Below are 13,927 nucleotides of genomic sequence, written 5' to 3'. Positions count from 1 at the left end.
CCTGGTCGTCTTCGCCGAAGTAGCCCACGGACCAGGGTTCGAAGCAGACCAGGGACATGTCGGTGATGCCGCGCTTGGCCAGGGCGGCCTGGACCTCGGGGTTCTGCCGGCAGCTCTCTTCGCCTTCGGCGAACTCGTCCAGCATGAACGGGGGATGGATGTGGGCGGCGAGCTGGGTCCACTTCGAGACGATGCCCGAGTCCAGGTCCACGATCGCTTCGTAGGAACGTCCCTCGGCACGGTTGACCAGGACCGCGTCGGCCTCGCGGACCGTCGCGGCGCCGGAGCGGAGCAGTGCCTTCTCGGGCTCGCGCAGCTCAATACTGATGAAGCGGAAGGATTCCGCCGCGGCCGGGCCGCCCTTCAGGATGGACGCCGCCCGGGAAATCTCCTCACGGGAGAGCGGATCGAGGGGGTGTGCGACCCCTACCTCGGTGTGGATTTCAGTGTTGAGAGTCATGGTTTTCTCCTTGGTTCTTTCTTGAGGATGAGATCCCTATGGCCTGACAGGCGAGTTGCCCCGTGACACGAGTGGGGTGGCGAATACTTGGCAGACCACTCATATGCTTGAAACTGCCTGAGGATGCCGAGCCGGCTGGCCAGCGGAGCTCTACCCTGAACTCCGCTGGCGTGATGCCGGTCACGTTTTCCTCTTGCAGCCAAGCTACGTGAAATAAATCATTTAGTCTAGCTTTTTTTAGGGATATTCTCTTATTGCGCTATTTATGGTGTGCTACCGAGGTCTAGCGGGCGAGCAGCCAATCAGATGCGGCTTTGCGGTAGCGGATGATGCCTTTGTATTCGGCCATGTCGTCGGGGAGTTCTGCCAGCACATTGCCCATCTTTTCCCGCCACGCAGGTACCCGGGCAATGTCGGCGAGCGGCAGGAGGTGGGTCCGGACCAGGAACAGCAGGGCCCCGGAGTGCGGGAGACGGATCAAGTGCTGCACTTCCACCCGCAGGTGGAGCTTCTCCGGCATGGCAGGGTCTTCGGCTATGGTGCTGCGGTCCCGGCCCCATTCAGGGTAGGTTTCCGTGGAGGTGTCCATGCGCCTGCCTATGGTCATCGTCCAGTTGGTCCGCCGAAACTGTTCCCCGGGCTGCAGGCGCAGCAGGAATTGCTCGGCCCGGCTGATGATGCGTTCTTCCTTTACCCGCGGGACGGGATGGTGGATTTCGAGGAAGTTCATGCCGACATCGAAACCGAATGACCAGTCGGCAGCGAAGGTCACGAGGCCGGCATCGAGCCACAGGGTATCTTCACGGACGTCAAGAAGAATGATGTCGTCCTGGATCTGGCTGCCGAGGAACCGCAGTGGCCCCTCAGGCAGCGAGCTGTCGTCGCCGACGGTGAATTCCACCTCAAGATTCTGCAGCCCGTTCTTCCACTGGCAGACGTTTCCTTCCCGGTGGAAAAACATCGTATCCGGGTAATCGTCCGCCATGGAGGACAACAGGGTGGTCAGGGCGTCCCACACTGCCGGTCGCATGTGAGGGAGGACATTCACGCGGGAAGGGTCGCGGTTAAGCACCTTGGCGCGCTCAGCCAGTTCGTCCAGGTAGTGTTCGTCGATGTCCACCAGATGGGCTCCCCAGGAGCCGGCTTCTGTCGGTGCAGTCTTGGTGGCCGGTTCGACGTTTGCGCTGTACCGGTACGTGTCGGTGGCAAAAGGAAAGGGAAAGCGTCTGATCCGCTCCGGGAGGAGGGCGGCGTCAGGATCGGTCTCGATGATCGTGGTACTCAAAGGTCCAACTCCAATTCTGGGTCGTTGCTACGCGAAACACAGCACATCATTGTGGTGTTAGCGGCTTTTTCCTGGTCGGATAGGTATAGATCCCGGTGCAGGGGTGCGCCACGAAGTACCGGCAGGACGCATTCGCCGCAGATGCCTTTGCGGCACATGTTGGGAATGCTCTTCCCCGCCGTTTCGAGTGTCTCCAGCAGTGAAACGCCAGCCGGAACGTCCAAACGAACGCCGCTGCGTGCAAGATGCACCGTAAAGGGTTCGCCCGCGTCCAGTTCGGCAGCGCCAAAGGCCTCTGAATGGAGCCGGGCGGATGACCAGCCTTGGCTGCGGGCCTCTTCCAGGACCGCATCCATGAAGACAACCGGACCGCACACATAGAGGTGGGTACCGAGGGGCTGCGTTATCAGCGCTTCCGCCAGAACGTCTTGGAAACTGCCCCGGTCAGTGCACTCGACCAAGGCGGTCAACCCCGGGCCCAGCAATTCCCGCGCTTCCGCCACGTGGGCGCCGGCGTCCGGCCGGTGCACGTAAATCATCGATGCAGTGTTGCCCCGCTCCACCGCAGCCCTGGCATGCGAAAGAATCGGTGTGATTCCGATTCCTGCAGCGACAAGCAGATGATGCGTCGCTGTTGATGCGGGGGCAAACGCACTCCGGGGACGTGAAACGTTAACACGGTCACCGACGCAGAGCCGGTGCATGGCCACGGAGCCGCCGGCGCCTTCTTCGACCCTCAGAACAGAGATGGTGTATTCGGATGGCGCGTTGCCTGAACCTGTCAGCGAGTATGCATTGACACCGTTCCCATATTGGACCACCAGGTGGCTCCCCGGGACATAAGAGGGCAACCTTCCACCTGCCGGAGCAGCAAACGTAATGCTGACAATTGATTCCGTCTGGCGGCTGACGTCTGTCACCTCCAGGTGGAGGCCTCCCTCCACCGCCGGGTGGACCTGGGGCTGGAGCGCTATGGCGGTCATGCTGCCTCCTCGGCATGGGCTGAGTAGCCCAGGTATGCGCCTCTTCGTCGGGAAAAGTGATCAGTGACGGTCAAGATGGTTGCGCATCCTTGACACTTCACCTCGGTGCCGGCTGCCCCATCAGTGGTGGTGGAAAGGCAATGCGGGCAATAAACAAACCGGGGTCCGGTTTCCTGGGACAGGAGTGTTACCTCCTCGCCCAGAAGTCCGCAGTCCGCGGCGACTGCGGCGGCTGCACGGATATCTGTCGGGGGTCCTGCGAGTACAAGACGGACGCCAACACGGGAACTGCTGAATACGGACCTGAGTTCCAAGAGGGTGTCGGCGGTTGCTGCTTCGAAATGGAGATCGTAGCGGGGCTGGCCATCGGTGTCTGGAACTGCGGTGTCACCTGTGGAACCGAAAGATACACAGATGACACCGCGGAAACCAGGTTCCAGGCCGTTGCCGGCTGCTGGCGGCGTGGACGCGGAACGCATGGGTGGTCCTTACGGGTTGAAGGTGCGGTCGCCGGCGAAGAACCCCAGGCCGTACTCGGGGGTCTCGAACTTCACGGTGGTGCCCTTGGGGAAGAACAGCACGTCGCGTTCCTTGGCGTGCGTGACTTCTCCGGTGGTCTGGTCCGTGAGGATGAATTCGCCCTTGATGACAACCTTCATCTCGTCGTAGGTGTACGTGTACACCAGCGGCTCGGACGCCTTCAGCTCGAAGAAGCCGGCGCACATGACCGAGCCCTCAGGGTTGTGCAGGGAGTCGCCGATCGCGGCGACCGTCCCGGGCTCGTTCATCGACGGCAGGCCGAGGAAGCCGTTCTCTACCTTGTGGATGGATCCGGCCTTGCTCAGTGTTCCTACGAGTGTGGTTTCCATGGTGTTGTCTCCTATGACTTGTGGTGGGAAAGGTGGGTTCCGGAGGGACCGTCTTCCGGGAGAACCGGCCAAGCCGCGCTCCGCCGAGTGTGATGTGAGTCACGCTCCTTGCCCCACAAGCAAACCTACGGGAGTTAATTCATGTAGTCCAGACTTTTTAAAAGTTAACTTGAGAATTCTGGTTTATTTCTTCCCGGCACAGTTGACAGGCCGGGTCCCCGGGAACGCACTCACGGCGGATGCCGGGCCCCCGAAAGGGCCCGGCATCCGCCGTGAAGCAAGCACGTACCACTGTCTGCCCGGGCCGCTTGGCGACCATTTACGCCCGGTACTGCGCCGTTATGCGACAATCGCGGGGGACATGATCAGGCAGGTGCGCAGGACTCATTCGCTGGAAGCCCTGGCCGGTTCCGTCATCTGCGATTTGGGACCCTTTCAAGATCTCCGGCGTCCTCGTCTGAAGAGGGAGCAGTAGCTGGTTTGTCCTTCAGTCGACGGGATTCGCGCTGGGTATACAGCCAGATGGGTATGTATAGCGACAGTACGAGGAAGCCAACCCAGGTTGAGGTCCAACCAACTTCCAGGCTGTTCAGGTAGACCACGCCGACCAGGCACAGGGGCAGATTGAACAGGCCAAAGAGCAGGGCAACCTTTTTCCAGCCCTTGGGGGCTTTGAAGGGCCGTTCCAAATTAGCGAAGGCCGGGTGATTCTTAGCTCTGACGTAGGCGAAGAGGCTGATGCCGTTGGCGCAGGTGTAGCCAATCGCGGACGCAGCAAGGATTGCCGCCGGGGTTCCCATAGAGATCAGCACCAGGTTGAAGGCTCCGATGACCAGCATGGCAACAAACGGAGTTCCCTGGCGGTTTGTCTTGCCGAAAACCCTGGGGAGGTTGCCTTCACTGGACATGGAGTGCATGGCGCGGGAGGAGCCCAGGTAGGCCGTCTGGATGATGAGGATCATGGCGGCGATCAGCATGATGATGGTGACCATGGTGCCGGCTTGGCCAAAGACAGCCTGGGCCACGGGAATCAGGGGCGACAAGGGCTCGGCCAGTACCCCCTCAACACCGAGCACGCCGATCACTGCAGATTGCACCAAAACAAACGAGAAGAAGCAGATGACGCCGCACGCATAAAGCGCTTTGGGGACATCCCTCGACGGGTTCTTATATTCGGGACCGTAGATGGCTGCCGTTTCCCACGCGCAGGCACTCCACTGTGCGATTGCAAAGATGCCAAAAAGAATCAGGATGTGGTGCATGTCCCAGGCCCAATCGGCCGGCATCCAGCTGCCGGTGATGTTTGACAGCTCGACTTTCCCGGTAGCGAAAGGGGCCACGGTCAGGACAACCAAAGGTATAAGGGAGAAGGCGGCCAGTACGTAACCGAGCTTGGCGCCATCCTTGAGGCCGAACCAGTTCACGACGAACAACCCGCTGAAAATCACCAGGCCTGAGATCAGCGCGAGCTGATACTCGGTAAATGTCTCGGCCAGCACCGGAAACAGTCCATGCAGGTAACCGCCCACCAGGATGGAAAAAATTGCCAGTACAGGGTTCCAGGCAAACCAGTAGCTCCAGGCACTGAAGCCGCCGATCAGCTTGCCTTTGTCGTACTTGCCCTTGTAGTTCTCAGTCCGGAATACATGCTGCGCAAAGCCCGGCAGGCCGGAAGCCTTGGGGAACGTGGTGGCCATCTCGGCATACGCGGTGCTCTGCATAAAGCCCTGAAGGACTGATATTCCCCAGATGAGGATTGCTGCGGCAGACACATACATCGGCAGATAGCCCAACGAGGGCAGAATCAGCAAGGGCACACCCAGCGCAATGGCCAAACCCTGCTTCCAGTCGATCGACCTCTCCAGGTGGTCGGTGCCGTCCAAACGATTTTCACTCATAAAATCTCCCTAAAACTACTCAAGTCGTCTCTGACTTCTTCGTTATGGAACTCGGTTTTTGGATCTGTCATTGGCAGTGAAAAACCACGACTGTCCAGCGCGGCATCGCGGTACTACGGCGCCAATCAGCAGCACGATCCTGCAGCTGCGTGATTGTCCGGACGGCGGACTGACTCGTAGGACGAGGCAGGCTCCGGTGCGCACAGGAGTGGCATCAGGGTGCTATGCCGACAAGTGCGCAAAGGGGGGCTCTCGCAAAGACACCTTCAGGGTTGAACTTCCCGGGATGTGGACGAGGGTATTGTCCGGGCCTGGGAAGGTGACGAAGGGCTCATGACTGCTCCGCGCCAGCGGAATGTGAAACAGATCACTCCCAGAGGTTACAGCTTAAAAGCTCTATTGGGATAGCTTTTGCTCACAATAAGTCTGGTCCTGTCCTCTTGACGGTCTGCCCGTTGGCTGCGAAAGCCTCAAGGCTAGGCGATGTAAATCAGGCAAAGCCCAAGGTGAGGGACATCCAGGTTCATCCGCTGCTGATTGGGGTAGTCGGGCTTAATCCGCTCTCCGACGAGGTATAAACCGGAGTTGCCGAGAATAACGCGGTTGCTGGCATTGACGAGGGCCGCATCGGCGGAGATAGCGCGCAGGGCCGGCATGATGAGGGGTTCCAAGTCCTTGATCCGGATGTCGCAGGCAGCTACCCCAGTGAACCGTCCGTTGACGGACAGCGGAGCCGCAAATGTCAGGATGTATTCCTCGAAGCCGAGGAAGTCCACATACGGCCCCCACAGGCTCTGCTCGCCTGTGGACGCGGCGGTGGAGAAAAACGGCAGCTTTTCATAGTCGTAATAGCGGCTGCTGCCTGGCGTCATGTCCAGGTCGAGCCTGCCGATGGTGCCGTATTCCTTGCGTGCCCACCAGTCCAGGGCCGGCACCCCCGGCTCGAGGGTTTCCACAGCAAAGAAGGTCCCGGCGCCGGCTGCAAAAGTATTCCGTGCCAGGAAGTCGCGGGGATATTCGTCCAACCCGGCCAGGACAGCCACATCGATGCCGGGCTTGCCGGCGAGATTTCGCTCCAGGAGGGAGGAGACGTCGCTGGCGAGTTTATTCACCTCCGTGCAGACGCCACTGAGCCAGGAAGAAAGGGCGTTGGCAGCATGTGCGACTTGAGCGGTGGGCATCATTGACCATCCTGGGTTGAGTGGGCGTAGCCAAGGGTGAGTTTCTTGTCGATGAGATGGAAAATGTTCCTCCTGATGTGCTCAAGGACAAGGTTCTGCGCTTTCTCGGGCTGGTCCTGGGCAACTGCCCGGACCAGTTCCAAGTGTTCAGCGGTTGCCTGTTCGGGGTCAAATGCCACCGTGAGGGGAGTCCAAAGCTGCTGAACTGTTTCTTCCTGAAGCCGGATCTCGGCATTGGTAAGCCTCGGCGACTGGGCAGCGATGGCCAGCTCGATGTGAAAGCGGCTGTCAGCAGGTGCACGCATTTCAGGCGTATCGGCCAGCACCAATGCCCGGGCAAGTTCCTGAAGCCGCTCGAAGTCGTGCGCTTCGGCGCGCTCACAGGCCAGGCGGACGGTGGTGGCTGCAATTGCGGAATGTTCGTCGCCGATGTCACGGATTTCCGAGATCGACGTCGAAAGGAACCAGTCCCGGATGGCGTCAGTTTGCGTACGCGGCTGGCTGACGACGAACGTTCCCCCGCTGCGGCCCCTGCGCGTCTCGACGACGCCGCGTTCCCGCAGTTCTCCCAACGCCTCACGAAGGGTTGCCCCGCCAACCCCGAACATTTCCGAGAGTGCCGCTTCCGGGGGCAAGCGTTCACCTACTTTGAGCAATCCGAGCCCGATGGCCTTGGTAATCCTGTCCACGATCGCGTCGGCCCTCTCGATTTCGGGCAGGGACCGATATATCTGCGACTGGAATGAGGACGGCGAGGCCAAAAGTCTGCGCTCCGGGAAATGGGCTATGGGAGTAGGTCAATAACAAGCAGATCCGGTCAGCACCGACAGGACTTAGCTCTTGTACAGAGTCTATGCAATAAAACCTTCAAAACTGCGGCTTTCCAGTATTCCCCCGGGCGCCCCCACCCAACCTCCGAAGGCAGCACCATCCCAAAGTGTAGTTAGAACCGTCAGAAAACAGTGTTACCCCCGCCCGTTCGCTTCGGGAGGATGGATATCAACCAGAAAGCGTCGTTCGGCTGCTACCGGCCAACGACCGAATAGAAGGGGAAAACATCGTGACTACGACAGCAAGTGCAGTTCGTACCGGGTACAGCAGCACAGATGACATTGTCCGGAATCTCTCTCTTGTACAGGACGAGATCGCGGACACAGCGGCCAAAATCGACGAACAGCAGATCGCCGACCTGGCCCGCCACCTTAGCCAGCCTGGCCGGGTGTTCGTCGCCGGAGCCGGCCGGAGCGGTCTGGTACTGCGGATGGCCGCCATGAGGCTGATGCATCTGGGCCTGAACGTCCACATCGCCGGTGACACCACCACTCCCGCAATCGCTTCCGGCGACCTGCTCCTGTTGGCCTCCGGATCGGGAACGACCTCGGGAGTAGTCAAGTCAGCCGAAACAGCGGCGAAGGCGGGAGCGCGGATTGCCGCGTTCACCACCAACCCTAGTTCACCGCTTGCCGGCCTCGCCGACGCTCTGGTGATCATTCCCGCAGCCCAGAAGACCGACCACGGCTCCAGTGTTTCCCGCCAGTACTCGGGGTCCCTTTTCGAGCAGGTACTTTTCCTGGCCACCGAAGCCCTCTTCCAGTCCCTGTGGGACAACACGGATGTACCTGCCGAAGAGCTCTGGCTCAGGCACGCAAACCTCGAATAACCGGGGCTCAGACTTCACCCACCGCAGTACCCACTCATTTTTCAACACCACCGCATTTCCCAACAGAAAGAAAACACCATCATGAAGCTCCAAGTTGCTATCGACCTGCTGACCACCGAAGCCGCCCTCGAACTCGCCGGCCAGGTTGCCGAATTCGTAGACATCATCGAGCTCGGCACGCCGCTGATCAAGGCCGAAGGCCTCTCCGTTATCACCGCGATGAAGAACGCCCACCCGGACAAGGTTGTTTTCGCTGACCTCAAGACCATGGACGCCGGCGAACTCGAAGCCGACATCGCCTTCAAGGCCGGCGCTGACCTGGTCACCGTGCTCGGTGCAGCCGACGACTCCACCATCGCCGGCGCCGTCAAGGCTGCCAAGGCTCACAACAAGGGCGTGGTTGTTGACCTCATCGGCGTGGCAGACAAGGTAACGCGTGCCAAGGAAGTCCGCGCCCTGGGTGCAAAGTTCGTTGAGATGCACGCTGGCTTGGACGAGCAGGCAAAGCCCGGCTTCGACCTGAACGGTCTGCTCCGCGCCGGCGCAGAAGCCCGCGTTCCGTTCTCCGTGGCAGGCGGCGTGAAGCTCGCCACCATCGCAGACGTCCAGAAGGCCGGCGCCGACGTCGCCGTCGCCGGCGGCGCCATCTACGGTGCAGCCGACCCGGCACTGGCAGCCAAGCAGCTCCGCGCCGCCATCAGCTAAGCAGCCGGTTGACGGAGGCGTCCCGCACTCCCAACGATCGCGGGACGCCACCTCCGTGCTGCAGGACCTTGTAATTGGGGCCTGCAGCCCGGAATGTCTCTTTCCTGTACTGCCCGCGGAGATACGTCCCCGCGGGCAGTACGGTTCAGTGCTGAATCCAATTCCAGGAACACAACACCCCAAGGATGTGGGGTTGGCGCATGGGCGCACTTAAACCCATGGGAAGGAACTGTTCATCATGCGTAGTCAGGCCACACACAATTTAGAAGTAGTTGTTACCGAGCCATGTCGTTTGTACGAGTTGCTCGATGATGCCGAGGCCACTCTCCGCCAGGTAGCCAGGCCGCACTGCTATTCCGGCATTCTGGTCACCCGCCATACTCCCAGCCGGTACACCCTCGCCCTCAGCGACACCGTTCCCTACGGTGAGACCCGCGAGCAGATCCTCTCCTAACCGCCGGCCCGCGGCCGCACTATCCTGTCGAAAGTTAGAAGCCACCATGTCACTTACCTACGTTGATTCAAGTGCGAGGCCCGGGCACAAGTCCGGGGTCAATCCGCTGCGGGATCCGCGGGACCGTCGGTTGTCCCGGATTGCCGGTCCGTCATCGTTGGTGCTTTTTGGTGTCACCGGTGATCTTGCCCGTAAGAAGCTCATGCCGGCCGTGTATGACCTCGCGAACCGGGGGCTGTTGCCGCCGAGTTTCGCGCTGGTGGGATTCGGCCGCCGCCCCTGGTCGGATGAGGAGTTCGCGGCCGAGGTGAAGGCGGCGGTGCAGGCGTCCGCGCGGACCCCGTTTGATGAGGCGGTGTGGAACCAGCTCGCGGAGGGCATCCGTTTTGTCCAGGGTGCCTTCGACGACGACGACGCGTTCGAGCGGCTCGGTGAGGTCATCGATGAGCTCGATGAGGTCCGCGGCACGCGGGGGAATCACGCGTTTTATCTTTCGATCCCGCCGAAGGCGTTTGAGCAGGTTTGTCGTCAACTCTCCAAGCACGGCCTCGCGCAGGCTGACGGGGATAGGTGGCGGCGGGTGGTGATCGAGAAGCCGTTCGGCCATGACCTGGACTCGGCCCGGCAGTTGAATGACATTGTCGAGTCGGTGTTCCCGCCGGACGCGGTGTTCCGGATCGATCACTACCTGGGCAAGGAGACGGTGCAGAACATCCTGGCGCTGCGGTTCGCGAACCAGCTGTTCGAGCCGTTGTGGAACGCGAACTACGTGGACCATGTCCAGATCACGATGGCCGAGGATATCGGCACTGGCGGGCGTGCCGGGTATTACAACGGTGTGGGCGCGGCCCGCGACGTGATCCAGAACCACCTCCTGCAGTTGCTGGCGCTGACGGCGATGGAGGAGCCGATTTCCTTCAACGCCGATGATTTGCGGGCGGAAAAGGAAAAGGTCCTCGCCGCGGTCAAGCTGCCCGAGGATCTGTCCACGCACTCGGCCCGCGGGCAGTTCACCGGCGGCTGGCAGGGCGGCGAGCAGGTCCAGGGCTACCTGGAAGAGGACGGGATCCCGGCGGATTCGAAGACCGAGACCTTTGCGGCGATCCGGGTCGATATCCATACCCGCCGCTGGGCGGGGGTGCCGTTCTACCTGCGCGCCGGCAAACGCCTGGGCCGGCGGGTGACCGAGATCGCCGTCGTGTTCAAACGGGCACCGAACCTGCTGTTCACCGACCACGGCGAGGATGACTTCGGGCAGAACGCCGTGGTGATCCGGGTCCAGCCCGATGAGGGCGCGACGATCCGGTTCGGGTCCAAGGTCCCGGGCACGCAGATGGAGGTCCGGGACGTGACGATGGACTTCGGTTACGGGCACTCGTTCACGGAGTCCAGCCCCGAAGCCTACGAGCGGCTGATCCTGGACGTGCTCCTCGGTGAGCCGCCGCTGTTCCCGCGGCACGAGGAAGTGGAACTGTCCTGGAAGATCCTGGACCCGTTCGAGAAGTACTGGGTCAGCTTGGATGAGCAGCCCGAACCCTACGCCCCGGGGTCCTGGGGCCCAGCCAGCGCAGATGAACTGCTGGCCCGCGACGGACGAACCTGGAGAAGGCCATGATTGTCGATTTGCCGGACACCACCACCTCGAAGATCTCCAAAAAGATCATGTCCCTGCGTGAGCAGGGCGGCGTGATCGCCCTGGGCCGGGTCCTGACCCTCGTGGTCGTCACCCGCTCCGGGCTCGAGGAAGAAGCGATCGAGGCCGCGAACGAGGCCAGCCGGGAGCACCCGTGCCGGATCATCGTCCTCGCCGACGCCGGGGCCGAGGCTCCCAACCGGCTCGACGCGCAGATCCGGGTGGGCGGGGACGCCGGCGCCTCCGAGGTCATCGTGCTCCGCGGCTACGGCGAACTCGCCCACGAAAGCGAATCCCTCGTCGCGGCCCTGCTGCTGCCGGATGCCCCGATCGTGGCCTGGTGGCCGCACGGGGCACCCGAGAACGCCTGCGAAACCTCCGTGGGCCGGATCGCGCACCGCCGGATCACTGACTCCGCGAACGAACCGGACCCCCACGCCGCGCTGGAAAACATCCGCAAAACCTACAAAGCCGGCGACACCGACCTCGCCTGGACCAGGCTGACGAACTGGCGGATCCAACTCGCCGCCATCCTGGACCAGGTGGACTCCTCACCCGTCACCGCCGCCACAGTCGAAGGCGCCTCCGACTCACCCTCTACGATCCTGCTCGCGGCCTGGCTGACTTTTGCCCTGGGCGCACCCGTGACCATCGTCGCGGACCCCGCCGGGACCGGGATCCGCCGCGTCCGCCTCAGCCGCAGCAGCGGCGACGTGCAGCTCTTCCGGCCCGGACTGTCCATCGCCGAACTGACCCAACCCGGCCAGCCCGCGCAACGCATCTCCCTGCCCCGCCGCAGCCTCAAAGACTGCCTCGCCGAAGAACTCCGCCGCCTCGACCCCGACGAAGTCTTCGGCGAAACGGTCCGCAGCCTCGGCACCGCCGCAATGCAGCAAGAAACACTTATGACATTCACGTGTAGCGGGGAGCCGGGACGTAGTCAGGACCGTCAGTCACTGATCGCCGTATAACGGGACCTCGAGACGAGGACCTGGAACCCCAACGCGTCAGTTAGATTGGCACTTGGTGCCGATTCACCGGATCCGGACGGATCCAGGAAAGGAACACAAGAATAATGGTCCACAAAGTACAGGCAGTCATCGCCAGGGCGAAGGATGCCCCGGTTTCGCTGGAGACTATTCTGGTCCCGGATCCAGGGCCAGGGGAGGCCCTGGTGGATATTCTCACCTGCGGGGTCTGCCACACGGACCTGCACTACAAACAGGGTGGCATCGGCGATGACTTCCCTTACCTGCTGGGCCATGAGGCCACGGGTGTAGTCAGCGCGGTGGGTCCCGACGTCACGCAGGTGGCGCCCGGTGACCGGGTGATCCTGAACTGGCGGGCCGTGTGCGGTGAATGCCGCGCCTGCGCCAAGGGCCAGCCGCAGTACTGCTTCAACACCCACAATGCTACGCAGAAGATGACTCTTGAGGACGGCACGGAACTCTCGCCGGCGCTGGGCATTGGGGCCTTCGCGGAGAAGACGCTCGTCGCCGCCGGGCAGTGCACCAAGATTGACGACGACGTCGATCCCGCCGCCGTCGGGCTGCTCGGCTGCGGGGTGATGGCCGGCATCGGTGCCGCCATCAACACGGGCGAGGTCAAGCGCGGCGAATCCGTGGCCGTGATCGGCTGCGGCGGCGTGGGTATCGCCGCGATCGCCGGAGCCAAGCTGGCGGGCGCCACCACGATCATTGCGGTGGACATCGACGCCAACAAAGTGGAGATGGCCAAGTCCCTTGGCGCCACCCACGGCGTGGACTCCGGCAAGGAAGACCCCATCGAGGCCATCCGGGCCCTCACGGGAGGCAACGGAGCGGACGTGGTGATTGACGCCGTCGGCCGTCCCGAAACGTACAAGCAGGCGTTCTACGCCCGTGACCTCGCCGGCCGCATGGTGCTGGTGGGTGTCCCGGCGCCGGACATGAAGGTTGAGCTGCCCCTGCTGGATGTCTTTGGCCGGGGCGGGTCACTCAAGTCCTCCTGGTACGGCGACTGCCTGCCCTCCCGCGATTTCCCCATGCTCGTGGCGCATTACAAGCAGGGCAACCTTGACCTGGATGCCTTCGTCACCGAGCGGATCACCATCGATCAGGTGGAGGAAGCCTTCGCCAGGATGCACGAGGGCAAGGTCCTGCGCTCGGTTGTTGAAGTAAAGACCCAGAAGGATTTCTCATGACAGTCACCATCGAAAACCTTGTCACTTCGGGCACTTTTTCGCTCGACGGCGGCACCTGGGACGTGGACAACAACGTCTGGATCGTGGGCAACGACGACGAGTGCGTGATCATCGATTCACCGCACGATGCAGCCGCGATCATCAACCAGGTCCGCGGCCGGAAGGTACGGGCCATCCTGCTGACCCACGCGCACAACGACCACATCGGCGCAGCACGCGAGGTTTCCGCAGCCGTCGGGGCCCCCATCATCCTGAACCCGGAGGATCTGGTCCTGTGGAAGCAGGTTTACCCGGATTCGGACCCGGCCCGGTACCACGGCGACGGCGACGTGTTCGAGGTGGGCGGCACCGCGCTGCTGGCCATCCACACCCCGGGCCATTCCCCGGGCTCCACCTGTTTCTACCTCGAAAGTGAGGGAACGGTCTTCACCGGCGACACCCTCTTTAGCGGTGGACCGGGCGCGACGGGACGCTCGTACAGCGACTACCCCACCATACTGACCTCCATCCGCGAACGGCTGCTGACGCTGCCCGCCGAAACCGTGGTTCGCACCGGCCACGGAGACAACACTACGATCGGAGCTGAACGGGAAACGCTGGCTAAGGTTTCCCAGTAG

General features: G+C 62.0%; 14 protein-coding genes and 1 pseudogene. 7 read left to right on the top strand and 8 right to left on the bottom strand.

The window, feature by feature from the left end; all coding sequences use genetic code 11:
- The 8 genes and pseudogenes from J2X01_RS20180 to J2X01_RS20145 form a co-directional block, all read right to left on the bottom strand.
- Positions 1-460: pseudogene (locus J2X01_RS20180) on the bottom strand (primary-amine oxidase); the annotation flags it as partial.
- A 283-nt stretch (positions 461-743) separates the two neighbouring features.
- A complete protein-coding gene (locus J2X01_RS20175) occupies positions 744-1,745 on the bottom strand; it encodes a heme-dependent oxidative N-demethylase family protein (protein WP_310061736.1) in 1,002 nt (333 codons plus the stop codon).
- Positions 1,742-2,728, bottom strand: coding sequence for a PDR/VanB family oxidoreductase (locus tag J2X01_RS20170; protein WP_310061733.1), 987 nt, complete (start codon positions 2,726-2,728; stop codon positions 1,742-1,744). Before J2X01_RS20170 ends, J2X01_RS20175 begins: the two co-directional genes overlap by 4 nt.
- Complete coding sequence (locus J2X01_RS20165; RefSeq protein ID WP_310061730.1) at positions 2,725-3,207, bottom strand: dimethylamine monooxygenase subunit DmmA family protein; 483 nt, start codon at positions 3,205-3,207, stop codon at positions 2,725-2,727. The genes J2X01_RS20170 and J2X01_RS20165 overlap by 4 nt, the downstream gene beginning before the upstream one ends.
- Before the next feature lie 9 nt (positions 3,208-3,216).
- Positions 3,217-3,597, bottom strand: coding sequence for a cupin domain-containing protein (locus J2X01_RS20160; protein ID WP_310061727.1), 381 nt, complete (start codon positions 3,595-3,597; stop codon positions 3,217-3,219).
- Between the two features lie 413 nt (positions 3,598-4,010).
- Complete coding sequence (locus J2X01_RS20155; RefSeq protein ID WP_310061724.1) at positions 4,011-5,495, bottom strand: APC family permease; 1,485 nt, start codon at positions 5,493-5,495, stop codon at positions 4,011-4,013.
- A 476-nt stretch (positions 5,496-5,971) separates the two neighbouring features.
- A complete protein-coding gene (locus J2X01_RS20150; RefSeq protein ID WP_310061721.1) occupies positions 5,972-6,679 on the bottom strand; it encodes a cache domain-containing protein in 708 nt (235 codons plus the stop codon).
- On the bottom strand, positions 6,676-7,365 hold the full coding sequence (locus J2X01_RS20145) for a FadR/GntR family transcriptional regulator (protein ID WP_310061719.1): 690 nt from the start codon (positions 7,363-7,365) through the stop codon (positions 6,676-6,678). The genes J2X01_RS20150 and J2X01_RS20145 overlap by 4 nt, the downstream gene beginning before the upstream one ends.
- A gap of 371 nt (positions 7,366-7,736) precedes the next feature.
- Between J2X01_RS20145 and hxlB the strand changes: the two genes are divergently transcribed.
- The 7 genes from hxlB to J2X01_RS20110 all read left to right on the top strand — a co-directional run bounded on the left by hxlB (position 7,737) and on the right by J2X01_RS20110 (position 13,927).
- Positions 7,737-8,336: a 6-phospho-3-hexuloisomerase gene (gene hxlB, locus J2X01_RS20140; protein ID WP_310061714.1), complete on the top strand. Its 600-nt coding sequence runs from the start codon at positions 7,737-7,739 to the stop codon at positions 8,334-8,336.
- 81 nt (positions 8,337-8,417) lie between these two features.
- Positions 8,418-9,041: a 3-hexulose-6-phosphate synthase gene (hxlA, locus tag J2X01_RS20135; RefSeq protein WP_310061711.1), complete on the top strand. Its 624-nt coding sequence runs from the start codon at positions 8,418-8,420 to the stop codon at positions 9,039-9,041.
- Between the two features lie 292 nt (positions 9,042-9,333).
- Positions 9,334-9,495, top strand: coding sequence for a hypothetical protein (locus J2X01_RS20130; protein ID WP_310061708.1), 162 nt, complete (start codon positions 9,334-9,336; stop codon positions 9,493-9,495).
- A 46-nt stretch (positions 9,496-9,541) separates the two neighbouring features.
- A complete protein-coding gene (gene zwf / locus J2X01_RS20125; protein WP_310061706.1) occupies positions 9,542-11,110 on the top strand; it encodes a glucose-6-phosphate dehydrogenase in 1,569 nt (522 codons plus the stop codon).
- Positions 11,107-12,099, top strand: coding sequence for a glucose-6-phosphate dehydrogenase assembly protein OpcA (locus J2X01_RS20120; protein WP_310061704.1), 993 nt, complete (start codon positions 11,107-11,109; stop codon positions 12,097-12,099). Before zwf ends, J2X01_RS20120 begins: the two co-directional genes overlap by 4 nt.
- A 104-nt stretch (positions 12,100-12,203) precedes the next feature.
- The gene (locus J2X01_RS20115; RefSeq protein ID WP_310061702.1) at positions 12,204-13,310 is read left to right on the top strand and encodes an S-(hydroxymethyl)mycothiol dehydrogenase; all 1,107 of its coding nucleotides are present in this window, start codon (positions 12,204-12,206) and stop codon (positions 13,308-13,310) included.
- Positions 13,307-13,927 carry an MBL fold metallo-hydrolase gene (locus J2X01_RS20110; RefSeq protein ID WP_310061701.1) on the top strand — a complete coding sequence of 207 codons (621 nt, stop codon included), beginning with the start codon at positions 13,307-13,309 and terminating at the stop codon, positions 13,925-13,927. The genes J2X01_RS20115 and J2X01_RS20110 overlap by 4 nt, the downstream gene beginning before the upstream one ends.

The organism is Arthrobacter ginsengisoli, from assembly GCF_031456935.1.
GTDB classification, from domain to species: domain Bacteria; phylum Actinomycetota; class Actinomycetes; order Actinomycetales; family Micrococcaceae; genus Arthrobacter; species Arthrobacter ginsengisoli.
The sequence above is the reverse complement of the archived record's forward strand: the minus strand, read 5'-3'. Positions and strand labels throughout refer to the sequence as shown.